General features: G+C 48.5%; 24 protein-coding genes. 15 read left to right on the forward strand and 9 right to left on the reverse strand.

All coding sequences use genetic code 11. The features are described from left to right. Window positions 1-162 precede the first annotated feature (162 nt). The 3 genes from CRECT_RS10310 (at window position 163) to CRECT_RS10320 (ending at window position 3,097) form a co-directional block, all read left to right on the forward strand. Entirely contained in the window at window positions 163-732 is a 570-nt protein-coding gene (locus CRECT_RS10310; protein WP_002943751.1) for a YcxB family protein, read from the forward strand. A 20-nt stretch (window positions 733-752) separates the two neighbouring features. Beyond that, complete coding sequence (locus tag CRECT_RS10315; RefSeq protein ID WP_171992729.1) at window positions 753-2,669, forward strand: hypothetical protein; 1,917 nt, start codon at window positions 753-755, stop codon at window positions 2,667-2,669. Window positions 2,670-2,761: 92 nt separating this feature from the next. Further along, on the forward strand, window positions 2,762-3,097 hold the full coding sequence (locus CRECT_RS10320; protein ID WP_002943977.1) for a hypothetical protein: 336 nt from the start codon (window positions 2,762-2,764) through the stop codon (window positions 3,095-3,097). Window positions 3,098-3,347: 250 nt separating this feature from the next. On the opposite strand, the gene CRECT_RS10325 is transcribed toward CRECT_RS10320, so the two are convergent. The 4 genes from CRECT_RS10325 to CRECT_RS10340 all read right to left on the reverse strand — a co-directional run bounded on the left by CRECT_RS10325 (window position 3,348) and on the right by CRECT_RS10340 (window position 5,722). Next, window positions 3,348-3,599: a type 1 glutamine amidotransferase family protein gene (locus CRECT_RS10325; protein WP_002943951.1), complete on the reverse strand. Its 252-nt coding sequence runs from the start codon at window positions 3,597-3,599 to the stop codon at window positions 3,348-3,350. A 29-nt stretch (window positions 3,600-3,628) separates the two neighbouring features. Continuing rightward, window positions 3,629-4,351 carry a hypothetical protein gene (locus CRECT_RS10330; protein WP_002943954.1) on the reverse strand — a complete coding sequence of 241 codons (723 nt, stop codon included), beginning with the start codon at window positions 4,349-4,351 and terminating at the stop codon, window positions 3,629-3,631. Window positions 4,352-4,403: 52 nt separating this feature from the next. Beyond that, window positions 4,404-4,793: a hypothetical protein gene (locus CRECT_RS10335; protein WP_002943634.1), complete on the reverse strand. Its 390-nt coding sequence runs from the start codon at window positions 4,791-4,793 to the stop codon at window positions 4,404-4,406. A 332-nt stretch (window positions 4,794-5,125) separates the two neighbouring features. Then, the gene (locus CRECT_RS10340) at window positions 5,126-5,722 is read right to left on the reverse strand and encodes a DJ-1/PfpI family protein (protein WP_002943870.1); all 597 of its coding nucleotides are present in this window, start codon (window positions 5,720-5,722) and stop codon (window positions 5,126-5,128) included. Window positions 5,723-5,854: 132 nt separating this feature from the next. On the opposite strand from CRECT_RS10340, the gene CRECT_RS10345 reads away from it, so the two are divergent. Next, on the forward strand, window positions 5,855-7,483 hold the full coding sequence (locus tag CRECT_RS10345; protein WP_002943932.1) for a formate--tetrahydrofolate ligase: 1,629 nt from the start codon (window positions 5,855-5,857) through the stop codon (window positions 7,481-7,483). 936 nt (window positions 7,484-8,419) lie between these two features. Here CRECT_RS10345 and CRECT_RS10350 read toward each other — a convergent pair. The 4 genes from CRECT_RS10350 to uvrA all read right to left on the reverse strand — a co-directional run bounded on the left by CRECT_RS10350 (window position 8,420) and on the right by uvrA (window position 12,761). After that, the gene (locus CRECT_RS10350; RefSeq protein WP_002943613.1) at window positions 8,420-8,848 is read right to left on the reverse strand and encodes a DUF417 family protein; all 429 of its coding nucleotides are present in this window, start codon (window positions 8,846-8,848) and stop codon (window positions 8,420-8,422) included. Window positions 8,849-8,953: 105 nt separating this feature from the next. Then, window positions 8,954-9,403 (reverse strand): pyrimidine dimer DNA glycosylase/endonuclease V, encoded by a 450-nt coding sequence (locus CRECT_RS10355; protein WP_002943896.1) that lies wholly within the window; start codon window positions 9,401-9,403, stop codon window positions 8,954-8,956. Between the two features lie 104 nt (window positions 9,404-9,507). After that, entirely contained in the window at window positions 9,508-9,819 is a 312-nt protein-coding gene (locus tag CRECT_RS10360) for a hypothetical protein (RefSeq protein WP_002943696.1), read from the reverse strand. Between the two features lie 86 nt (window positions 9,820-9,905). Further along, window positions 9,906-12,761 (reverse strand): excinuclease ABC subunit UvrA, encoded by a 2,856-nt coding sequence (gene uvrA / locus CRECT_RS10365; protein WP_002943811.1) that lies wholly within the window; start codon window positions 12,759-12,761, stop codon window positions 9,906-9,908. A gap of 176 nt (window positions 12,762-12,937) precedes the next feature. Here uvrA and CRECT_RS10370 point away from each other — a divergent pair, with 176 nt between their 5' ends. The 3 genes from CRECT_RS10370 (at window position 12,938) to CRECT_RS10380 (ending at window position 17,061) form a co-directional block, all read left to right on the forward strand. Further along, window positions 12,938-14,596, forward strand: coding sequence for an SLC13 family permease (locus CRECT_RS10370; RefSeq protein WP_002943712.1), 1,659 nt, complete (start codon window positions 12,938-12,940; stop codon window positions 14,594-14,596). Between the two features lie 92 nt (window positions 14,597-14,688). Next, window positions 14,689-16,272, forward strand: a complete 1,584-nt coding sequence (locus tag CRECT_RS10375) for a methyltransferase domain-containing protein (protein WP_002943842.1) — start codon at window positions 14,689-14,691, stop codon at window positions 16,270-16,272. 399 nt (window positions 16,273-16,671) lie between these two features. Then, window positions 16,672-17,061, forward strand: coding sequence for a hypothetical protein (locus tag CRECT_RS10380; protein WP_002943819.1), 390 nt, complete (start codon window positions 16,672-16,674; stop codon window positions 17,059-17,061). Between the two features lie 261 nt (window positions 17,062-17,322). Here the strand turns inward: CRECT_RS10380 and CRECT_RS10385 are convergent, their stop codons facing one another. Further along, window positions 17,323-18,084: a sulfite exporter TauE/SafE family protein gene (locus tag CRECT_RS10385; protein ID WP_002943849.1), complete on the reverse strand. Its 762-nt coding sequence runs from the start codon at window positions 18,082-18,084 to the stop codon at window positions 17,323-17,325. 70 nt (window positions 18,085-18,154) lie between these two features. Between CRECT_RS10385 and CRECT_RS10390 the strand changes: the two genes are divergently transcribed. The 8 genes from CRECT_RS10390 to trpA all read left to right on the forward strand — a co-directional run bounded on the left by CRECT_RS10390 (window position 18,155) and on the right by trpA (window position 24,524). Next, window positions 18,155-18,595: a DUF302 domain-containing protein gene (locus tag CRECT_RS10390; protein ID WP_002943865.1), complete on the forward strand. Its 441-nt coding sequence runs from the start codon at window positions 18,155-18,157 to the stop codon at window positions 18,593-18,595. Window positions 18,596-18,805: 210 nt separating this feature from the next. After that, window positions 18,806-19,039, forward strand: a complete 234-nt coding sequence (locus tag CRECT_RS13275; protein ID WP_407643373.1) for a hypothetical protein — start codon at window positions 18,806-18,808, stop codon at window positions 19,037-19,039. Between the two features lie 415 nt (window positions 19,040-19,454). After that, window positions 19,455-19,730, forward strand: coding sequence for a hypothetical protein (locus CRECT_RS12790; protein ID WP_039887727.1), 276 nt, complete (start codon window positions 19,455-19,457; stop codon window positions 19,728-19,730). 174 nt (window positions 19,731-19,904) lie between these two features. Further along, on the forward strand, window positions 19,905-20,045 hold the full coding sequence (locus CRECT_RS10405) for a hypothetical protein (RefSeq protein WP_157752354.1): 141 nt from the start codon (window positions 19,905-19,907) through the stop codon (window positions 20,043-20,045). Between the two features lie 116 nt (window positions 20,046-20,161). Continuing rightward, a complete protein-coding gene (gene trpD, locus CRECT_RS10410) occupies window positions 20,162-21,775 on the forward strand; it encodes an anthranilate phosphoribosyltransferase (RefSeq protein ID WP_039887765.1) in 1,614 nt (537 codons plus the stop codon). Next, entirely contained in the window at window positions 21,772-22,371 is a 600-nt protein-coding gene (locus tag CRECT_RS10415; RefSeq protein WP_002943956.1) for a phosphoribosylanthranilate isomerase, read from the forward strand. The genes trpD and CRECT_RS10415 overlap by 4 nt, the downstream gene beginning before the upstream one ends. 229 nt (window positions 22,372-22,600) lie before the next feature. Beyond that, the gene (gene trpB, locus CRECT_RS10420; protein ID WP_002943919.1) at window positions 22,601-23,782 is read left to right on the forward strand and encodes a tryptophan synthase subunit beta; all 1,182 of its coding nucleotides are present in this window, start codon (window positions 22,601-22,603) and stop codon (window positions 23,780-23,782) included. Further along, window positions 23,775-24,524, forward strand: coding sequence for a tryptophan synthase subunit alpha (gene trpA / locus CRECT_RS10425; protein WP_002943878.1), 750 nt, complete (start codon window positions 23,775-23,777; stop codon window positions 24,522-24,524). Before trpB ends, trpA begins: the two co-directional genes overlap by 8 nt. Window positions 24,525-24,552: the final 28 nt, after the last annotated feature.

Genomic DNA, 24,552 nt, shown 5'->3' on the forward strand with positions numbered 1-24,552 from the left:
TTAAATTTAGCGGCGCTTAGATGATTAATTTTACATTATCCGCCTTTTAACGTATTACGCAACCTCGCGTCTTAGCGGTGATTTTCGTTTTAGCCGAATTTTAAAAATAGCTTAAATTTAGGCCAAATTTGATAATATTTCATCAAAATTTAAAGGAAGCAAATGTCAAATTTGAAAGCCGAATTTGAACTAAAGCCTAGCGCCGAGTATAAAAAGACGGCGCGCGAGGTGGGAAAGATCGTTTATAAGGGCGATAAATTTATGCGCTATATCAGCCTTTGCGACTTTGCGGCGATCATTATCGGGATGATTTTTATCACGCTTTTGTGCGTCAAATTTTACATCAACGACCTTGGCTGCTTGCTTGAGGATTACGGTTATGAAGGCGCGGCGATCTTGCCCTATCTTGCGTGGATAGGCGCGTTTTTGACGGTGCTTTACGCCACGGGGCTGCGACCTTGGCTGCTGATTCGCACTATGCTAAGCAAAGCAAACTACGGCGAATTCGGGCAAAAAAGCGTGATCTTAGAGGATGGGTTTTTCGTGCAAAAAAGCAAATTCGGCGAAGGCAGATATTTTTATAACATCATCAGCGACGCGCGATATGCGGGCGAGTTTGTCGTCGTTATCATCGCAAACTCTATGTTTTGTACCGTGCCGCGCGAGGCCTTCGCAGACGGCGGGGCGGAGTTTTTAAGCGAGATAAAAAAGCACGCGGGACTAGACGCGTAAAATCAAATTTAGGATTTAAAATGAGCGAATTTGACGAGTTAAGTTTACACGAGCCGTTTTTAAAAGGGCTGCGAAATCTAGTAAGCGGCAATCAAGCCAAGCCTGAGGATTTGGTAGAAATTTCGCACGAAATTTTTGATTTTGAAGCGATGGCGACCGTGACGTGGGAGTTTTACGGCAAGCGCGAAGAGAGCAAAACCGCAGGCGGCGCAAAGGAGCAGATACACTTTGGCGACGATACGCGCGGCTACGAAAATCACGCCAGAGAGTGCTTACTGCAGGCTAGAGATAGCGCCGATTTGCACGAGATTTTACTCGCCGAGCTACGCCAAGACGCAAAAGAAGCCGTCGCTAAATCAGGCGGCACGGTTAGGTATTACGATTTTAAGCCATTTAGCATGAGCGAGCGCTGCGGCAACTGCGGCGGCGACGGGCAGACGCGCTGCGGCGAGTGCGGCGGGCGCGGTAAAAAAACCTGCTCTAGCTGCGGCGGACGCGGACGACAAAGCTGCTCTACGTGCGGCGGCAGCGGCGGCGTAAATCGCCCTCACACCCAGTATAACTCCGACGGCAGCACCTACGTGACGTATCGCTACGAGAGCTGTTCATCGTGCGGCGGCAGCGGTTCAAATACCTGCTACGGCTGCTCGGGATCGGGTGCGGTAAGGTGCGGCGGATGCGGCGGGTCCGGCTACCTGCAGTGCGCCCAGTGCAGCGGACACGGGTACTTTACCACCGTAGCAAACATCGGCGCCTACGCGAAACCAAGCGTAAATTTACGCATAAAATCGCGCGCCTACGCCGACGAGCTTTTGGACTTCTTGTGCGCTCGCAGCTGTAAATTTCTCTCGCAGACGATACCTTTTTATCAAGACGAAGAGAGCGGCGGGGAGGATTCGCACCTGTTTTCTTACGTAGGTTCCAGCGCGATAACGAGGCTAAATTTTATACTGCTAGGCAAGGAGTACGAGGCGGTGGGCTTTAGCAACCCGCCCTATGCCTTTATCCGGCCGCCCTTTTTCGACGATCTTTTCGCAGACGAGATTTCTATGTTAGAAAAGATGGGTGCCGACGGTAAGATAACTAGGCGCGAGGCGTTTAAATTTTTCACGCGCTACTGCTCGCAGCCAGCTCTAGACTCCGCGCTAAAGCGTATCGCTAAGACGGGCGGCGCGCAAACCGAGGCCGCAAACGCCGTGATAGAGGCCTGCGAAGGCTACGTCTCAAGGGGCGCGGCGAGCAAGCTTGGCGAAACGATGAAAAAATGCCTAAACAAAATCTCTCCCGTTTACTCGCCTGCAGTTTGGTTTGGGCTGGGCTCGCTATTTTGGCTGCTTGCGCTGGTTTTTACGGCGGGATTTTTGGGCGAAAATTTATCCGATCGCTACATCATGGCGCCTATTTATACGCTTATATTTTTGGCCGTTTGCGCGGGCATGGCTTGGTGCGTCTTAGCGCCTCTTAGCGCGCTGGTTACGCTATTTCGACGAAGCTGCGTGCCTAAAGAGTACCGCCAAAACATGCGAAACAAAGAGGCTTTTGCTCTGTTTTTTAAAATTTTAGCGGGTTTTGGAGCGGTCGGCGCGATCTACGGCGCAGTGTCGGGCTTTGGTTACGCTCCGACGATTACGGCGCTTGACGAGCGCTTTGAGGCGTCGCGCGGCCTGGAGGCTAAATTTCGCGAGATGACGGCTAAATTTGACGGCTCAAACGAGACGGCGCGCGAAGCAAACTCCACCGCCACAGCCAAAACCGCGCCGCAGATGACGCAAAAAGAGAAAATTTTATACGTGCAAAAGGCTATCGGCGTCAAGGCCGACGGCATCATGGGCGCGCGCACGCTAAAAAAGGCGCAGGAGTTTTTGGACGCAAATTTAACTAACGCGGATGAAATTTACGAAGCCGTAAAAGTAAAAGAAGCAAGCCGCGGAAAGTAGTCCGAGCGAGATTTGCAAATTTGAGCTTTTAAACTCGCCCGATTGGCGTTTATTTGATATAATTCCTTATATTTTATTTCAAGGAGGATAAAATGCCGAAAATCAACTGGGACGGAAGATCTGCGGGCAACGGCACTTGGATATACGAAAACAACGAGCTCAAACCTAAATACGGCGCAAATACGCACAATACCTTTGAATTTAACGGCGGAGAGCTTAAGCCCAAAATCGGAGCCAACTCCTCTAACACCTTTGAGTTCGACGGGAAGAAAATAAAACCCAAATACGGCGCGAACTCAAGCAATACTTGGGTGATAGAGGGCAATGTCGTTAAGCCTGATTTCGGTTCAAATTCAAGCAATACCTACGACATAAACGGAGCCCCGATCCCCGTAATAATAGGACAAATTTGCCTAAAACTGTGGTAGCGCGAGGAATATAGGCCGCTTTAAGCGTATATCAAAATAATTAAGAAAGCGCGGATGTGTTTGAAATTTTTTAAATACATTCGCCGTTTTTACAGATGAAGCAAAAAGCTACGATTTAAGCGTATGATTGCGGCAAATTTTAGTTATCTTACGCCTTTTTAGGCGCCGATTATAAAAACGGTAAATTTGACTCGGCTTAAATTTAGCCGTCAAATTTTAGCAATCATCGCATACAAAGCTCGCTCGCATCTCAAAACAACTCCGCGTTTTTATCGCTATTGTAGACATACTCCATCGTTACGGCGATCCTCTGGGCTTCGTTTCGCCCGTGCATATCTGCGATAAAACCCAGAGCCGCATCGATACCAGCACTCACGCCCGAGCTCGTGTAAATTTTCCCGCTAACGCACCACCTGGCCGCACGTATCCAGCGCACGCTCTGAGCCTCCGAGGTCACCCACTCCCACGATAGCTTGTTACTCGTAGCCTCCATGCCGCCCAAAAGTCTTATTTTGACTAATAGCGCTAAGCTTATTCGATGTTTTGAGCTAAAATCTGAGCTATTTTCTCTCCGGTAGCTTTTATCGCCGCGTCAGAATTTAAACCGTGCGGATTGCCCAAGAAATACGTTATCGCCACGATTGTGCCAGCCTCGTTTTTAAAATAATAAAATTTCTTACCGCCTGCGACCGCTTCCTTCACCTGTGCACCCTCATCGCCAAACGCAACGATAAATTCGTTTTTATAGCTTATTCCCACGCAGATTATCAGGCGTGGCTTGCGTTCTTTCGCCCACACCCTAAGTCTAGGGAAGCGATTTTGCTCTATCCAGCGTATATATTCGCTCTTATTTTCCAGACCCGTCGCCTCGGCAAACCCCTCGCTCCAAAGACTGTGACTGGTATTTTTAAACGCAAGCGGATACAAATTTAGCTTAAAATACCCCTTTGCACCTTGCGTAAATGGCTTTACGGTTTCGTTAAATTTGACATGGTCGCTCGCTCCGCTAAGTGCGCAAAGCAGCTTCAGGGCTTTGATATTATATTGATACGCCAAATTTCGCTCGTGACTCTCGTATCCTGCGGACGGCTTGCTAACGTCATCCTTAAACTCATCAGCCAACTCTTCGGGCTTAAACCCGCCACCCCACTCCAGCCCGCACAGCCAAATGCTCGGGCTTTGCGCGCTACCGATGTCGCCGCCGTCGCAACCGCTAAAACCCAAAGCCCATTTTTTGAAATTTTCGTTTATCATTTTTTACTCCTATTGATTAAATTTTTTTAAGATGTTTAAAATCCTTAAAAAATTACACTTCTGTTTTTTTGGTTACCGTATAAAAATTTTCAAAACCGCATTTAGCGCATTTGGTATAAATTTCTATATCTTTTATCCTAAAAGTCGTACTTACCGTTCTGTTATCCACCTTCTTAGTCCCTTTCGCCAGCTCTTCCCGCAACGTCTCTTGACCTATTTTTCTAGTACAAAAACTCTTTTTGCAGTTTGGGCATTTTGAATAAAATTTAAGCCCGAAATATACCAAAGGGATAACAACTATAAATAGCAAAGAGTAGCTATCGTCTTCTAAAAAATGAACGCACAAAACGCTGACTCCGATGCCAATAACAAACGATATAAAAATAGCCAAAAACCTACCGACGCGCCTTAAATCTTTTGCGTCAAAAAAATAAAAATTCATTTTTATCCTTTAAAGTGAAATAAGAGCGTATTCTACCCCCCCCCCCCCCATAAAATCCGCTTAAATTTTATTATTTTTTAGTTGTGAAATTTTGATTTCAAATTTTGACGAAAATCATCGAAATAGCACATAAATTATGATATTTTTTTAAAATTAAAGAATAAAAACATAAGGCAAAACGCCTCTCAAGCAAGCTAATTCGTGTCTGCAGTACCATCGCTATCGCACATCTTATGTCATCTCTTTAACGCAACGTTGCTAAATTTGACTCGGCTTTGTTAAATTTAGCCGTCAAATTTTAGCAATCGTCGCAAACAAAGCTCGCCCGCATCTTAAAACAACTCCGCGTTTTTATCGCTATTGTAGACATACTCCATCGTCACGGCGATCCTCTGGGCTTCGTTTCGCCCGTGCATATCTGCGATAAAACCCAGAGCCGCATCGATACCCGCGCTCACGCCCGAGCTAGTGTAAAATTTCCCGCTAACGCACCACCTGGCCGCACGTATCCAGCGCACGCTCTGAGCCTCTGAGGTCACCCACTGCCACGATAGCTTGTTACTCGTAGCCTCCATACCGTCCAAAAGTCCTGTTTTAGCTAGCAAAACCGAGCCCGTGCACACCGTGATCACGCGATCGTGTCTGTGCGCTAGCTCGCCCAAAATAGCGATAAACTCGCCCTCATGCGCAAGCTCTCTAGCCGCAAAACCGCCCGGCACCAGCAAAATATCAAATTTAGCTATCTCATCTAGCTTTCGCGTCCAAATTTTAGCGCTCGTACTGCTGCCCACGAGCCCGCCAAAAACCGAAAAATACTCTATCTCGTAGCATTTTCGCTCGTCTTCTCGCGCCCGAGATAGCACCTCTGCAGGCCCCAAAGCGTCCATCGTAGTAAATCCCTCGTAAAGCAAAACGTTCACCGCCTTCATCGTGATCCTTTTGTTAAATTTCGCTTCAAATTTAGCCCAAATTTGATTACGAGCGGCTAAATTTTAATCAGATTTTTCGCATTCGCGCGGTAAAATTACAAAATAATTTTAAATCGAATTTAAGGAAAAACGATGCTAAGCGACAGAGAAATAGAAGCGAGCGTAAAGCCGCAAAATATCGTAAAAATCGGCGCAAAACTGGGGCTAGGCGAGGAGGCGCTAGATACCTTCGGCAAGCTAAAAGCCAAGGTCGAACCGCGACTAGGCAGCGCGCCGGGCGCAAACCTCATCCTAGTTACCGCGACCAATCCGACCCCCTACGGCGAGGGCAAAACGACCGTGACCGTCGGGCTATCAGACGGCTTAGCGCGTATCGGCAAACGCGTGTGCGCCGCGCTTAGAGAGCCGAGCCTTGGGCCGGTTTTCGGTATAAAGGGCGGAGCGACGGGCGGCGGCTACTCGCAGGTGACGCCGAGCGAGGATATTAACCTGCACTTTAACGGCGACTTTCACGCTATCACCTCGGCAAACAACCTCATCGCGGCGATGCTAGATAATCACATCCACCACGGCAACGCCCTAAATATCGATCCTGCGCGCGTCGTTTTCAAGCGCTGCATGGATATGAACGATCGCTCGCTAAGAGAAATCGAAATCGGTCTTGAAAAGAGCAATAAATTTACGCGAAAAGACGGGTTCGTCATCACAGCCGCTAGCGAAATAATGGCGATCCTATGCCTAGCGACCGACCTAAAAAATCTAAAAGAGCGCGCCCAAAATATCATTGTCGCCTACGATAAAGAGGGCGGCCTCGTGCGCGCAAAATCCCTAAACTGCGCCGATGCCGTCTGCGTACTGCTAAAAGAGGCGATAAAACCGAACCTCGTGCAGACACTCGAGGGCACGCCCGTGCTCATCCACGGCGGACCGTTTGCAAACATCGCTCACGGCTGCAACAGTGTGATCGCGACCAAAACGGCGCTAAATTTAGCGGGCTACGTCGTGACCGAGGCGGGTTTTGGCGCTGAGCTGGGAGCGCAAAAATTCCTCGATATCAAGTGCCGCACCGCAGGTCTCGCGCCAAAATGCGTCGTGCTAGTAAGCACTATCCGCTCGCTAAAATATAACGGCGGATGCGACAAAGACGGCATCTCGCAGCCAAATTTAGACGCGCTAAAGCTAGGCGGCGAAAACCTAAAAGCCCACATAGAAAATCTCAAAAATTTTAACCAAAACGTCATCGTCGCGCTAAATAAATTTGCCGCGGACTCGGATGACGAGATCGCTTACGTGCGCGCTCTTTGCAAGGAGTCGGGGGCGGAGTTTAGCGTGTGTGAGGGTTTTTTAAAAGGAAGCGTGGGCACGGAGGATCTAGCCAAAAAAGTCGCGCAAATCTGCGAAAAACCGGCTCGCGAGATAAACTTCACCTACGATGCGAACGACCCCGTCAAAACCAAGATCGAAAAGATCGCAACTAAAATTTACGGCGCCAAAGACGTCGTCTTTAGCCCGCGCGCGCAGGAGGATCTAGCCGAGATTTCGCGCCTAGGCTTTGAGGGTCTGCCCGTTTGCGTCGCAAAAACGCAGTATAGCTTTAGCTCGGACGCTAAGCTGCTAGGACGACCGAAGGGCTTTAGCTTCGAGGTTAGCGCGCTTGAGATCCGCGGGGGAGCTGGCTTTATCGTGGCGGTTAGCGGATCTACGATGCTGATGCCGGGACTGCCTAAAGTGCCTGCCGCCGAGCAGATGAGAGCGGAGTAAAACGAGCGCCGATCCGTCAAACCGGCCCGCAAATTTGGCGGCTCGGCGGAGTTTGATTTCTAAAAAACAAAGGCGAATTTAACGACTCTACGCGGGTTAAAAATTTGACGAATTTATCGCTAAATTTGATGAAATTTAACGGTATTTACGATTAAAATTTGAAAAGACGAGACAAACGAAGTCGGCGCCGAATTTAAACCGAATTCGACATACTCGAATACTTAAATTTAAAAACGCTAAATTTGACGGACATCCGCACCCCGCTTGTCAAATTTTAGCCTTTGTCGCACGGTTTGCTCGACTCTAACGCAAAATATATAAAGCTTTAAAATTGCCCAAAACCGCTTCGATACGATTCGCCCGTCTTATGAGCAAATTTTACGACGATTTAGTGCAATAAATTTTTAGATTTACAAAGCGATTTTTTGCGCTTACCGAGGATTTAAGCCGAATTTGACTCGGTTAGCATCGTCAAGATGCGAGTTATGGCGGCTAGCGTCAAATTTTACGTTAAATTCGCCGCCGTAAATTCGCCCGTCAGATAACATCAAAAAAGTCGCGACATTTTCGGCGATCAAAAAGCTACAAACCGGCGGCATCCCAAACTCGCATCAAGACAAGACGGCGTAAAATAAAAACTCCTAAAATAAACCGCTACCGCATACATAAAGCCCAAATGCAGTGGCACTCCGTAAAATTCGCATAGGCTCGCAATGGCCGCAGGCTCATCCGAGCCCTATAAAGCTCCCAAACAAGCTAGCGTGCGTAAAAAGCGCGATGGCAAGCGGCCTTTTGGGCGTCTTGAGCCCAAATCGGCATCAAAATCCGAGGCAAAGGCACGCAAACAAAAATCCTTCCCTAAAATGGGTAAATTTAGGCAATCCAACGCAACCGGTATAGTGAAAAATAAGCCCGCGATGCGCAGGCGAGACTCTTTTAGTCAGAAATTTGGCGTAAAAAATTAAGATCGTGCTTTAATAATACTACACCAAGTCCCAGTAAGAATAGGTCTTTAAATATAAAGCCGTCTATTTTGCCGAGCTGCGGCAGCAAACTAATCGTAGTTAGCGCCATAAAAATCACTATAACATCGCCCAAAATACCGATTTTAGGTCTAAAAAAGCCGATGATTAACGACAAATAAGCTATCATCTCCACTATACCTAGAAAATAACTCGCGCCATGATAGCCCAATACGGAAGGCAAAAAGGAAAGCCATGTGCTTGAAAATAAAGGTTTTAAGGCCTCCACTTCAAATTCAAACCACTTATAATTGCCCATTACCGCGAGCACGATAACAACAAAGAGTCTAGCAAGCTTAACGTCTATATCGGAAGCAACGAATTTTTTTATGATCTTTTCCATAAGTTTCCTTTAAGAATTTTTATGAAAAAGCAGTATAACAAAGTTATGTGTAGACTATGTGAAACGGCGCTTATCCATTTTTGGCGGATAAAACATTTGTTAAAATCAAAAACGCAAAATTTTCACCTTTTCCCACGGCTCTATCCCGCCGTCAACCTCTTTAAAAATGCTCGCGATTTCTATATTTTTTACGCTCAAATTTCGCTCGTAAGCCTTGACGTCGCGTGATTTTAGCTTCTTTTGTAAAAAGGCGAATTCATACTCTATCTGCCCGCTAGAGACGGCTATTTTGACTAAATTTCGCTCGTCAAATTCGCCCGCTTTAGCTGCGTCGAATTTATAGCCGCGAGCGCAGGCCTGCGCGTAAACCTCCGCCAGATACGCATTTATCGCCTCTAGCGCGTTTTCATGCGCGTAAAAGCGGTCAAGTTGCGGGTGATTTTTGTAGCCCTTAGTTAGTCCAGCCAGCACGTTTTTAGCTAACAGCGCCTCCCGCCAAAGCGCTACAAACCCCTTTGCGTCGAGATATTTAAAGCTTATAGTCCAAAGTCTCATTTTTGCCTTTCGTTAAATTTACAGCCGTTTTTGCGGGCTAAATTTGGCGCGGTTAAGCCCGCAAACCGTCAAATTTATATCGCGAATTTGCCTGCCGTATCGCCTTACTTTGCTAAAAACCCGAAGCGATCGATCATATCTAGGAGCAGATCGGCTTTGTAGATCTCATCGTTTAGTAAATCGTCGTATTCTTCTTCCAGTTCGCTAGCGTTTTCGGCTACGGCTTCGAGGTGTCGCCTAGCCTGCGAAAATTCGCCCTTCATCACGAAATATTCGCCTAAAATCACGCTAGCTTGCACCTTGCTCGCCTCGTCGCCGTCGCTTTTGAGCGCATCCTTTAGGCTCTGCACGCCGCCCTCCTCAAGTCCTCTTGATAGCTGCATAACGGCTTTGTTTAGATAGAGTTTTGCATCCATTTTTGCTCCTTCAAATTTAACGCGGCAAGTCTAGCGTAAATTTATGCCGACATAGCTTTATAAATTTTACCGATCTGCTTCGCCGTTTATTTTTTCTTCGCCTTTTTTGCCGCATTTTTCATATTTTCCAGCTCCTCGGCTAAAAATTTACCCGTGTAGCTGCCTGTTTTTTTATGATTTTTGGCGACCTCTTTTACGCTGCCTTTGGCGATGATTTTACCGCCTTTTGCGCCGCCTTCAGGCCCCATATCTACGATGTAGTCGCAGTTTTTGATGACGTCCATGTTGTGCTCGATAACAAAGACCGAGTTGCCAAGATCTACGAGATGGTGCAGTACGCGCACGAGCCTATCGACGTCGGCGAAATGCAGCCCCGTAGTCGGCTCATCGAGGATATAGAGCGTATTTCCCGTGTCCGAGCGGCTGAGCTCCTTTGCGAGCTTTACGCGCTGTGCCTCGCCGCCGCTTAGCGTCACGGCGTTTTGTCCCAGCGTGATGTAGCCTAGGCCCACGTCTTGCAGCGTCGTTAGCTTGCTGGCGATTTTGGGCACGGATTTAAAAAACTCCACCGCCTCGTCGATGCTCATATTTAGTACGTCGGCGATACTTTTGCCTTTGTAGAGGATTTCTAGCGTCTGCGCGTTGTAGCGGGTGCCGCCGCACGAGTCGCAGACGACGTTTACGTCGGGCAAAAAGTGCATCTCGATCGTGATCTCGCCCTCGCCTTGGCACTTTTCGCAGCGTCCGCCCTTGACGTTGAAGCTAAACCTGCCGATCTTGTAGCCGCGCAGTTTGGCTTCTTTAGTCTGCGCAAAAAGCCCTCTGATCTCGTCCATCACGCCCGTGTAGGTGGCCGGGTTACTGCGCGGAGTGCGGCCGATCGGGCTTTGATCGAGGTAGATCACCTTGTCTAGATTTTCTAGTCCGCTCAAATTTACCCCCGCGACCTTTTTTACCTTTTTAGCGCGGTTTAGCTGCTCCTGGGCTTCAGGCAGCAGGGTTTGCAGTACGAGCGAGCTTTTGCCCGAGCCCGAAACTCCCGTGATACCGACCAAATTTCGCAGTGGAAAGCGCGCGCTTAAATTTAAGATATTATTGATATTTACGTTTGAGATCTCGAGCCACGTGTCGCTTTTGCGGTTTTTTTGGTAGTCGATTTCCTTTTCGCCGTTTATGTAAAGCGCGGTTTGCGTGCTTGAGCCTAGCAGGCTTTTCACGTCGCCGGCAAAAACTATCTGCCCGCCGAATTTCCCCGCTCCAGGCCCTATATCCACGATATAGTCGGCTTCTTCGATCGTCTTTTTATCGTGCTCGACTACGATCACGGAGTTGCCTTTGGCTTGCAAATTTCGTAGCGTTTTGATGAGCTTTAGCGTATCGCGCTCGTGCAGCCCGATGCTAGGCTCGTCTAGCACATACATCACGCCGCTAAGGCCCGAGCCGATCTGGCTTGCTATACGAATTCTTTGCGCTTCGCCGCCGCTGATCGTACGCGCGTCGCGTCCTAGCGATAGGTAGCCCAGCCCCACGTCGTAGAGGAAAAACAGACGCTCGTTTATCTCCTTAAATATCGGCTTTGCGATCGTTTTATCGTATTCGCTAAGGTAGCTGAAATTTGACTCGTCTGAGAAAAACGCGGTGCAGTTTTCGATGCTCATATCTAAAATTTCGCCGATACCGCGCCCTGCGACCTTGACGGCTAGGCTTTGAGGCTTTAGCCTGTGTCCGCCGCAGTCGTCGCAGACCTTCTCGCTCATATATTCGCCAAAGTCCTTGTAGTCTTTTAGCAGTCCGTGAGTGATTTTTAGCGCGCCTTCAAATTTGCGCAGCAGCTTGTTTCGCTTCCAGAAAAACTCGACCTCTTTTACGTTGCCGTAGAGCACGAGGCGCTTCTCGTCCTCGCTAAGCTCGTAGTAGGGGCGCTTTACGTCGATACCGTTTTGCTCGCAAAAAGCCAGCAAAAATTTATAATAATAGCTCATATTATAGCCGTAAAGTAGCTTTATCGCGCCGCCTTCGATGCTTTTTTCTTCGTCGATCACTTTGGTGAGATCCAGGCTATATCTGATGCCAAGACCATCGCACCTCTCGCACGCGCCTTTTGGGGAGTTAAAGCTAAAGCTAAGCGGCTCAAGCGGCGTAAATGAAATTTTACAATCAAAGCACGCCGAGTGCTCGCTGTAGTGGATGAAGCTCTCTTTTAGTCCGAGTTCTTCGGCATTTGCGATCTCGATCTCGACCTCGCCGTAGCTCTCTCCTAGCGCTTTTTCCACGTCTTGAGCTAGGCGCTGCGCGTTACCCGCGTCTATCACGATGCGGTCTACGATGAGCTTTATCGTGTGCTTTTTGGTTTTGGCTAGCTCGATCTCCTCGTCTAGGCGCACCTGCACGCCGTCTATCTGGGCGCGCACGTAGCCTTTACCGCGTAAATTTTCGATCAAATCCGCCCACGTGCCCTTTTTCTCGCGTACGAGCGGAGCGTAGATGACGACTTTGGCGCCTTGGGGTAGCTTTTGGATCTCGTTTATGATATCGCTAGCCGACATTTTGGAGATCGGTTTGCCGCACTTGTGGCAGTGCTGGATGCCGACCCTTGCGTATAGAAGGCGCAGATAGTCGTAAATTTCCGTTATCGTGCCCACGGTCGAGCGCGGGTTTTTGGACGTGGTTTTTTGATCTATCGCGATAGCGGGCGTGAGACCCTCGATCTTATCGACGTCGGGCTTACCTACGCGGTCTAGAAACTGCCTAGCGTAGCTACTAAGGCTCTCCATATACCTGCGCTGCCCCTCGGCATAAAGCGTATCAAACGCTAGCGTGCTCTTGCCGCTGCCGCTAAGCCCGGTGAAAACTACGAGCTTGTTTTTCGGTATCTCTAAATTTAAATTTTTTAGGTTGTGCTCGCGCGCGCCCGTGATTTTTATGGTGTCGTTTGCGTTCATTTTCGCTTCCGTGATTTTAAAATTTTAACCCGTCATTATATCCAAAATCGCTTTAATCAAAATCGCTGTTACTTTTATCAACACTTTAATAAAAAATCAATTTATATGTAAAATAGATTTTTAAGTTATAAGCTTTTTAAAGCTATTATAAATTTATCCCAAACATAGGAGTTTTTATGTCAAATCCAAACATTCCTATCGACAAAAGGACGAACCGAGTCGAGCTCATCGGGCTAGTGCTTGGGGTTTTGTTCGCGATTTTAGTTTATAAAATTTTCCCTGCAAACGCCGGAGATATCGCGTTAGCGGCGGCAAAGGGCAAAAAACTGCACGTAGAAGCTATGCCGGTCGTTGCTGCCGTAGCCGCACTGATGGCGGTGTGGTGGATGACCGAGGCCATCGCTCTGCCTGCGACAGCTTTGGTGCCGATGGTGGCATTTCCGGTGCTCGGCGTCGATGCGTTTAAGGTAGTCGCCGCGCCGTATGCTTCGGACACTATCTATCTTTTTATGGGCGGCTTCGTGCTGGCTCTTGCTATGCAAAGGTGGAATCTACACACCAGAATCGCCCTTGCTATCGTGCTTTTAGTAGGCACGAGCCCGAGGCGGCTGGTGGCTGGATTTATGGTGGCGACGGGATTTTTATCTATGTGGGTGAGCAACACCGCAACCGCCATAATGATGCTACCGGTGGGTCTTAGCGTACTGCATCTAGTAGGACGGCTAACGACTCAAAAATGGACGTTTACGGCGATCGAGGACGTGGCGAATTTGGACGAAATTTCGCGCAAAGGCGTGCAAGGCGGCGTGATGAACACGATATTTCACAAAGGCCGCGACATCGCAAAAGAGATAAAAGAAAAAACGAGCGCCTTTAGCTCAAATTTCGGCATCTCACTGATGCTCGGTATCGCCTACGCCGCCTCGATCGGCTCGGTGGGCACTATCATCGGCACCCCGCCAAACGCCCTGCTAGTGGCATATATGAAAAACGAATTTAACATCGAGATCGGCTTTTTTGACTGGATGTTAGTCGGAGTGCCGCTTAGCGTCGTTATGCTTACGGCGTGCTGGTTTTTGCTCACCTACGTACTCTTTAAGCCTGAAATCGGCGAGATACCAAACGGCAAAAAAGTTATCCAAGACGAGCTAGATAAGCTCGGCCCTATAACCATACCCGAAAAGCTGGTAGGCGTCATCTTCGTAGCCGCCGCCACGTGCTGGATATCGCTAGGTTTTATCCTAAAGTCATTTGACGTAAAAATCGCCAGTCTAGACGCCATAATCGCGATGAATACGGCGATTTTGCTATTTATCGTGCCGGCAAACAAAAGCGGTGAGCGTCTCATCGACTGGGACAGCGCCAAAAAGCTGCCGTGGGATATCCTCATACTCTTTGGCGGCGGGCTATCGCTCTCGGCGCAGTTTAGCAGCAGCGGGTTGTCGCTTTGGATCGGTCATCAGGTCTCGGCACTCGGCGCGCTGCCTATCGCGGCGATCATTATGTCCGTCGTAGCGCTCGTCATTTTCCTCACCGAGATCACGTCAAACACCGCCACCGCAGCGGCCTTTTTGCCCGTCATCGCAGGCGTTAGCGCCGGACTTGGCTACACCGGCGCAAACGTGATGATATTTACGATCCCGGTCGCTATGGCGGCCACGTTTGCCTTTATGCTACCCGTCGCCACGCCGCCAAACGCCATCGCATACGGCTCGGGCTACGTAAAAATCAGCTCAATGATAAAAGCGGGAATCTGGCTAAATATCACGGGCACTTTTCTCATCACGGCAGCCGTCGTCTTTATCGCTTCGGCTGTTTTCGGGCTTAAAATTTAAGTAAATTTAGGCGGCTTCGGTCGCTTAAATTTACCCGCATTTAATAGGCGTTGCTGTATCATCGTAAAAATATTTTAATTTAAGGCTACAAAATGAACGACCTTCAAAAATCCTACGACGAGCTTCCCTATATCTCGGCCGCTTTTTCCGAGACTTCGCCCGCGCGGCTTGAAGCTCTGGCCTCGTTTTTGTCTTTTACGCCGCCAAGTTCAAAGAGTGCAAAAGTGCTAGAGATCGGCTGCAGCTACGGCGGAAATTTATTTCCTTTTGCTATCGCAAACCCGCAGGCAAAGGTGCTAGGCATCGATCTAAGCGAAGTGCAGATAAACAAAGCCAAAGAGCTGGCCGCACAAATGCGCGTAGATAATATCGAATTTAAGGCAAAAGATATCTGCGATTTTACGGATGCGGACGTGAGCGATTACGGGAAATTCGACTACATTATCTGCCACGGCGTTTATAGCTGGGTGCCTGACGTCGTAAAGGATGCGATCTTAAAAACGATCAAGCGCTTTTTGAGCCCAAACGGCGTCGCCTACGTGAGTTACAACACATATCCCGGCTGGAAGATCAAGGATACGATTAGGGATTTTTTGCTTTTCGGCACCCGCAACATCGAGGATAAAACCGCAAAGGTGGCTAGGGCTAGAGAGCTTTTAAAAGTGCTTGGTGAATATGCCAAATTTTGCCAAAAAGACGGCAACGTAAGTCAGATTTTCGTAAATTTCGAGAGTATGAAATTTCATATCGACCACATACTTACAACAAACGATTCCTATATCGCGCACGAGTATTTGGAGGTTTTTAATAATCCGATTTATTTTAGAGACTTTGCCGATCACTTGGCAAAAAACGACCTCGCCTATCTCGCCGAAGTCGGACTCGAGGATGTTTTTCAGTCAAATTTGGGCATAGAGGAATTTGATACGTATATAGATGCGAATTTTGGCTCGCGCATCGAAAAAGAGCAAATGCTTGACTTTCTAACCAACAGAGTTTTTAGACGCACTATGATAGTGCATAAGGAGCTCATTCCAAACGACTTTAGCGTAAATATCGGAGCCGACGAGCTTTGCAAGCTACATATCTCGGCGGGTTTTAACAAAGAAAAAGACGGCTACGTCAATACCCAAAGCGCTCCGATGAAATCCGAATACGCCTGGCTTTATCAGGTATTTAACGACGTTTATCCGGCAAGCGTAAATTTCGCCGACGTCGCAGCGCTTTTAAAAGACGATGAAAACGCGGTAAAATCGGCGTACTTCGGCTTTATGGAGATTTTAGCCGCAGACTGTGCCAAGCTCACTACATACGAGCGCCCGAAAATCATTTACGAAGCGGGTAAAAGCCGTCTAAAAGAGCGAGTGCGGGGGTATTTTGAGTATTTCTGCACCGCTAACGAACCCGTGATAAAGATCACCGACGAGCTAAACGTATCCGCAAATTTTTCGCAGTTTGACGCTTTTATCGCGCTTAAATTTAACGGCGAAAACTCACTCGAAAATATCGTAAAACAGACGGCAAAATTTGCGAGAGAGAGAAATCTGGAGTTTGCCGGCAAAAACGGCGCGACAATAAAAACCGTCAGCAAAAACGAATACCAAAAAGCGGCCGAGGACTACGTAAAAGACCTAGAGGTTAAGCTATCTGACGGCGGATTTTTAGAAAATTTCTGATTTTTCTCGGGAGCGGGAGTGGAAATTTTGCCTCGCTCTCGCCCGCAAATTTGACCATCTCGCTTTAGATAAATTTACAGCGACTAAGAGCAAATTTAGCTACTTGTAAAATTTATGTGAGGCACCAAAACCCACCCAAATTCAGTGCAAATTCGTAAATTTTAAACGACGGGTTTCGGATGCTAAATTTGATGAATTTATTTAAACGGACGCAGTAAAATTTAGCGGTCGAATTTAATAAACTCAAATTTTACTTTAGCCCAAAGCGCAAATCTAGGAGCTAAAATGCCAAAAATCGTAAATTTTTTCAAATGCATCTGCAGATATTTTTGCGGGCAAGGTTTTGTCGCACAAGGTTTCTCACAGCTGTGTTTTTAGCGGCGAAATAGCGCATTTTGGTTGATAGATAACGAGATATTCGGCCCGGTTACGATCGGGATTTTGGGCGATATATTCTTTTCGATATTTTGCTACTTTATCATAAATGCGTATTTTTTTTGGTATTTTGCTCCTATTTGCTATTTAGAGCCTATTTTTTCGCGCCGGCTCAAATTTATCCGGCTGGTGCTCGCTATTTTTATACCGGCAGGCTGCATTTACGGCTATTTTGACGCCGATATAGACCGCCAAAAAGAGGAGTATTCGCCGGCTTTTATCGCATCTTTAGTCGCGATTTGCATTTACGTTTTGGTCGCAACTTTTGCGCCGAACAGCTTTTTGATGATCCTCTACGCGATCATTTATACGCTTAGCTTCTGCGCATCGGCATGGCCGGTGTTTCACTGGTAACTTTTTAGATACCCTTTGCTCGCTTGCCTGGGCATTTTATTTTAAATCCAAATTTAAAAAAACGCTTGCTAAAAATACCGAAAGCGAGAGTAAAATTTAAAGCCGAATACCGACTTATTCGATAAATTTTATCGCGACGCAAATCCGTCAAATTTAAAGTCGAATTTGACGGCATAAATCCTACCGCGCACAAGTCGAACGAATTTTAAAATTTCGCCCGAATTTTATAAGCCGAATTTGCGCAAAAGCCAAAGCGAACGCCTATACTACGGTTAAAAATTTCCTAACCGTGATGCAAAGTATCACCGAGATGAGCGCGATCATCCAGCGCTTTTGAGCTTTTTTACCGATCTTGTGCGAGGTTTTGACGCCGGCATAAACGCCCGCTAGCGAGCCAAGCCCCAATAACACGCCGATGTCGTAATGCACGAGCCCGTGTGCGGCGAGGCTGAGAAAGCCCGCGCTTGAGGAAAATATCACGAAAAATAGCCCCGTACTTACGGCCTTTTTGATATCGTAGTTTAAAAAGCTGATCAAAATAGGCATCACGAACACAGAGCCGCCGATGCCCACGCTGATCGCTACGGCGCCCACCGCAAGCCCCACGATAAAGAGCAAAATTTTTGATTCGTTAGCCTTGCCGGCGGGCTCGGTCGGGGTTTTAAAGAGTTTGATTAGATTTATGATCTGCACCAAAATGAGCGTGCCGAGCAGAAATTTCGACGAAAAGTAGCTTACGATAAAGCCGCTGCTAAGCGCGCCGCAAAAGCCTCCGAACCCCAGCACCAGCGCAGGCGCGACGTCAAGCATTTTGTTTTTAAAATTTACGAACGAACCGAAGATCGAGCTAAAGATCATTTGCATGATACTGATGCCGATGGCGTATTTGATATCGTAACCAAAAAGCATCATCGCAGGCACTACGACTGTGCCGCCGCCGATACCGAAAAATCCGCTGATAAAACCCACCACGACGCCGATGAGAATGTATTGTAAGCTCAAAAAAGAGATCATTTCTTGCATTTTATTTCCTTGCCGTGATTTTAACATTTACTGTTTTAATTTATAATTATTGCTTTTTAAAGGAGAAAATATGAAAAAATCTATAGTTACATTTGCGGCCGCTACCGCGCTGGCAAGCACTCTAAGCGCATCTCACCTGACCACCGCACAAAGCGATCTTAGCGTGGACGAAGCGGTGAAAAAATTCGAAAAAGCCGTAGCGTCTCGCAATATAACGGTATTTGACGTGATCGAACACTCAAAGCTAGCCGATAAAGTGGGGCTTAAGATGACCGACACGACGGTGGTGATAGTAGGCTCGCCGAAAATCGGCACGCTTTTGATGCAGTGCGAGCCTAAAATCGCGCTTGAACTGCCGCTTAAATTTTTGTTTTACAAAGATGGCGACAAAACCGTGATCGCCTACGAGGATATAAAAAATATCGCTGCCAGATACGGCGCGCAAGAGTGCGATGCGGTGAGCAAACTAAGCGGAGCGCAGGCGAACCTGCTAAAAGATATGGCGAAATAAATCTTTTCTCGCTATCTTGGCAACCTGCTTTCGCAAGGCGCGCATCAGCCGACAAACAATGCGCAAAAAGGCAAAGCAAATATAAAATTTAACTGATTTAGACGGCGAAAAAGAGCATTTTCTAAGCATCGCCGAGCGCGCTAAAAAGTATCTAAAAGCGGCGACGTCTTTCAAATCGTGCTCGCCGAGCAGCTAAAACCGGCCTCGGACGTGGATAGTCTCGACTTCTACCGAGCGCCGAGCTGTGCCCCGAGCCCGTATATGTTTCACTTTCGACCCGTTACGGCGACGTTGCGGGCCCGGTCCCGAGCTAGTCTGCGAGATCAAAGAGGGCAAATTTACGTCGCGCCCATAGCAGGCACGCGCGAACACGGCAAAGACGCGATAAAGACGCCGCGCTCGAGCGCGAGTTGCTCGATGACGAAAAGGGACCAGCCGAGCTAAAACGCTCATCGACCTCGCTCGTAACGACATCGGCTGCGTCAGCAAGCCAAAAAGCGTCGCGGCTAAAATCCATGCGCATCGTGCGCTACGAGAACGTGATGCACATCGTCTCGGAACGTCTACGACGCGAAAGCGGGCGATCAGGACGCCTTTGACGCGGTGCAGGCAGCATTTTCCCCGCAGGCACTCTTAATGGCACGCCAAAAATACGCGCCGTTAAGATCATCACCTAGCTTGAGTCATATAGACTCAACGCCTACGGCGGCGGCATCGGATTTTTCATTTAACGGCGATGCGCAGATGGCGATTTTGATTAAAAGCAATATTTGCACGTAAATTTGACGGCAAATTCCGCGGCTACGCTGATTTTAACGGGCAAATTCGCTACTGCAAATTTAGCGCAAACGACTCGGACTTGAACGCCAAATTTAACGAAACGGCAGGCAAATTTGCCGGTACGGGCGAGCATGACCCGCACCTTGACGACGCTAACGGGGCTAAATTTAACGTCGAACGTGCAAGCGAGTCAAATTTAACGAGCGGCGAACTCGAGGGAAATTTTGCCGAAATTTTCGTACAAACTAGAGCTGACATCGTGATAGACGGCGTTCCAGGATACGAATATAAAGAAATTTGCAAAAAACGAATCTCGGTGCTAAACGTGTTTGCGAAAAACGCAAAGGAAATTTGAGAAATATAAATTTGGGCTTTAAGTAAAAAACAACCGTTTAAGGTTGTTTTTTACTTTGTTGTAAAGGGGGTGGGGGCTTAATTTTGCTTCGCCATGCTCGCAACTGCAAGCAGACGCGAAGTCGCTCCCCACCCCCTTTAATCCCCCCCCCTACGACGCTTTTAAGGTGGCGACTTGGCTTTGCTGACGCAAAGCGTCGCAAATTTTAAATTTGAGTTTTCAAGATGTGGGTCTCGGTGGGTAAAATTTGCAAATTTAGCCAAATTTGACTTCAAATTTGAGCGTAAAGAGTCAAGGCGAAGTATCGTGAGATGATTTTTGGGGTTTTGAAGTTAAAATTTGACGAAGATAAGGCATGTAGCCTATCGAGTCAAATTTTAACAAAATCCACAAAAAGCACTCGCGAGACAAGCCGCCAAAAAGGAGAAATTTTGATTTTATTGATCGACAACTACGATAGTTTCGTATTTAACGTGGAGCAGTATCTGCGCGAACTAACCTCCGAGGAAGTGCGCTGCGTGCGCAACGACAAGATCACGATGGATGAGATCCGCAGGCTAAATCCGAGCAAGATCATACTAAGCCCGGGCCCAAAGCACCCGCAAGATAGCGGCATTTGTTTAGAAATTTTACGAAGCGACATCGCCGCGCCCGTGCTTGGAATCTGCCTCGGACATCAGGCGATCGGGCTTGCGAACGGCGCAAAAATCAAACGCCTGCAAAAGCCATATCACGGCAAAACCTCGCTCATAAAAGTTAGCCACAAAGAGCCGCTATTTACAGGGCTACCGGACGAATTTGAGGTCATGCGCTACCACTCGCTTTACGTGGACGAGCTACCGTCAAATTTGCAGGTCACGGCCGTGAGCGAAGACGGCGTAGTGATGGCGCTTAGCGTCAAAGACAGGCCGATTTTCGGCATCCAGTTTTACCCCGAGAGCTACTTCACGCAGTACGGCAAAAAAATCATCGAAAATTTCATCAACTACGAAGCAGCGCCTGCGGCCGAAGTCGCCAAAGAGCCGAGAATCCGCCCGCTCAAGCCGTTTCTGATCAAACTACAAGAAAACGAGCGCCTGGACGATCGCGACTTTGAGCAAATTTGCGAAATCATCGCGAGCAAAGAGTACGAGATCACGCAGCTAGCCGCACTTTTGGTACTGATCAGCGAAAAAAGCCTCTATCCGCAAAGCCTAGCAAGCCTTGTCAAAAATATCCTAAAATACTCGCAGACCTACCGCGATCCCTCGCCGATGATCGATCTTTGCGGCACGGGTGGCGACGGCTTTAGGACGATAAATATCTCGACCACCGTCGCGTTTATCCTCGCAAGTATGGGCGTCAAAGTCGCAAAGCACGGAAACAAAGCGGTTTCCAGCAAATCAGGTAGCTCGGACGTGCTTGAGATTTTGGGCGTTCAAAACTCAAATTCTCTCCTGCGACAGCGCGAGCTGCTAAACGATAAAAACTTAGCCTTTTTCCACGCGCCGTTTTTCCACCCGCTCGTAGGCGAAGTGCGCGAGGTGCGCCGGCGCCTGGGTATCCGCACGGTTTTTAACGTGCTCGGTCCGCTGCTAAATCCAAATTTAGCGCTCAAAAATCAGCTTGCAGGCGTATATCACAAGCCCGTTTTGCGCCTGTATGCCGAGACTCTGCAGCTGCTCGGACGCGAGCGAGCGCTGGTCGTTCGCGGCGAGGACGGACTAGACGAGATCAGTCTGTGTGACGAGACGCGCGTCGTGGAGCTGCGAGGAGGCCAGATCAGCGAGTACAGCATCACGCCCGAGCAGTTTGGTTTCAAGCGGGCGTTTCACAGCGAGATCGAGGGCAGCGACGGCGAACAAAATGCCGAGATTTTAAAGCAAATTTTAAAAGGCGAGCTGGACGGACCGAAATTTGACATCGTAGTGCTAAACGCGATGTTTGCGCTATATTGCGCGGATGTCGTGGCAAGCCCTGCGGAGGCTAAGCCGCTCATTTTAGAGGCGATCGGATCGGGCAAGGTTTACCGCTACTTCGAGAACTACGTGCGAGACGATGCATGACGCTAGTTAAAATTTGCGGTATCAAAACGCCTGCGGAGGCGTGCGAGGTGGCGAGCCTGGACGTTGATTTTTTGGGCGTGATATTTGCTAAAAGCAAACGTCAAGTGAGCGCACGGACGGCGCGCGAGATAGCTGATATCGCGCACGCGGCGGGTAAAAAATGCGTCGGAGTTTTTGCAGAGCAAAGCGACTGCGAGATAATGGAAATCTGCGAATTTGCCGCGCTTGACGTGGTGCAGATCCACGACGAAGTTAGCTCAAATTTATACGCAAATTTAAAGGCGATGGGGCTAGAGATTTGGCGCGTTTATAGCGTGCTGGATAAGCTACCCGCCGTAGATACCGCGCTTTGCGATATGCCGCTTTTTGACTGCAAGGGCGAAAACGCCGGCGGAAACGGCATCAGTTTTGATTGGGAGATTTTGCGGGGGGTCAAATTTGACTTCGGCATGGCGGGCGGTATCGGCGAACATAACGCGCGCGAGGCGATCAAATTTAACCCACGAGTGCTTGACCTAAACTCAAAAGTCGAGGATGAAAACGGCGTAAAATCGGCTGAAAAAATAAGGAAAATTTTGGAGCTGATAAAGGCGTAAATTTTCTTGCAATGCGGGCAAATTTTACTCACTTAAAATCAAATTTTACCGCCAATATAAGTGTAGCTGCAAGCATTTAGCCGCTCATACTGCCTCGTCTAAATAAAATACCGCTTGTTTCAAATTTTCTCATTTTGCCCGCTTACCGGCTAGCGCGATCGCGCCGCACATTAAATAAGCCTAATAAAAACTTAAAATGCTAAAATAAACGAAAATTTAAAGGATACCGATGAACACCAAAGCATATTTCGGCAAATTCGGCGGACAGTTCGTGCCGGAAACCGTTATGTTCGCGCTAGACGAGCTCGAGGCTGCGTTTGATCGCATAGTAAAAACGGCTGAATTTGAGGCCGAACTAGACGACCTACTAAAAAACTACGTCGGACGCCCGAGTCCGCTATATCACGCAAAACGCCTGAGCGAGCACTACGGGCATGAAATTTACCTCAAGCGCGAGGATCTAAACCACACCGGCGCGCATAAGATAAATAACGCCCTAGCCCAGGCGCTTCTAGCCAAAAAAATGGGCAAAAAGAAGGTCTTAGCCGAGACGGGCGCGGGTCAGCACGGCGTGGCGACTGCGACGGCGGCGGCATTGCTCGGCCTTGAGTGCGACGTGTATATGGGTGCGACCGACGTAGAGCGTCAGCAGCTAAACGCATTTCGCATGCAGCTTTTAGGCGCCCGGGTCGTGAGCGTAGAAGAGGGTCTAAAAACTCTAAAAGAGGCCACCACGGCAGCAATCCAAGCGTGGGTAAACGAGATAGAAAGCGCCTTTTACGTCATCGGCTCGGCGGTCGGCCCGCACCCCTATCCCAGGATCGTGCGCGACTTTCAGAGTATCATCGGCCGCGAGACCAAGGCCCAGCTAAAAGAATACGGCGTGCATCCGGACTACGTCATCGCCTGCGTCGGCGGCGGCAGCAACGCGATCGGTATCTTTAGCGCGTTTTTGGGCGACCCAGACGTAAATTTGATCGGAGTCGAGGCTGCGGGCCTAGGCGCGCACACGCCGTATCACGCCGCGACGCTAACCAAGGGCCGCACAGGCATCATCCACGGCATGAAAACGATCGTACTTCAAAACGAATACGGCATGATCGAGCCGGTGCACAGCATCTCGGCGGGACTTGACTATCCGGGCGTGGGCCCCGAGCACGCGCACCTGCACGAGAGCAAACGAGCCGCCTACTACGGCATCACCGACGACGAGTGCATAAACGCGCTATATCTAACCAGCCGCCTAGAGGGCATCATTCCGGCGATAGAGAGCTCGCACGCGTTAGCGTATCTAGAAAAGCTATGTCCGAATTTGACGAAAAAAAGCGTCATCGTCGTAAACGTCTCGGGACGCGGCGACAAGGACATAAACACCGTGATGAGCTACGAGAAAGGAAAAATTTATGGCTAAGGCAAAAGACGCATTCGCGGGCAAAAAAGCAAACATCGGCTACGTCGTGGCTGGATATCCTAGCCTCAAAGCGACGAAGGAATTTTTACTAAATTTAGACGGCAGCTGCCTGGATCTACTAGAGCTTGGTATCCCCTACTCCGATCCGCTCGCAGACGGCAAACTCATCGCGCAAGCTAGCTTTGAAACCGCCGCAAAGGGCGTAAACACAGGCGCGATATTTACTATGCTGGAAGAGTGCAAAGGCAAGATAAATAAACCCGTCGTATTTCTCGTGTATTTTAACGTCGTGTTTGCTTACGGCGTACAGAGATTTATCGCTCGCTCAAAAGAGGTCGGTATCGCTGGCTTCATCATCCCCGATCTGCCGTTTGAGGAGAGCGAGGAGGTAGCGGGACTGTGCGCTAAATTTGATCTCGATCTCATCCCGCTAATCAGCGTCACCTCGCAAAACCGCGCGGATAAAATTTTAAAATTCGGCTCGGGATTCGTATATGCGCTCGGCGCTATCGGCGTGAGCGGGTCGCAGCGAGCTAGCGAGGAGAGGCTAAAAGCGCTCGTAGAGGGTCTAAAAAAAAGAAGCGATCTGCCTGTCGCAGTGGGCTTTGGCGTGAAAAATAAAAACGACGCGGATGAGGTAAAAACCTATGCCGACGGCGCGATAATCGGCACCGAGATAGTAAAGCTCACGGCTAAATTCGAGGGCGAAGAGCTGATAAAGCAAATCAATAAACTTTTTTAAATTTAGCCGCGTTTACGTTAAATTTAAG

The organism is Campylobacter rectus (assembly GCF_004803795.1).
In the GTDB taxonomy this organism is placed as follows: domain Bacteria; phylum Campylobacterota; class Campylobacteria; order Campylobacterales; family Campylobacteraceae; genus Campylobacter_A; species Campylobacter_A rectus.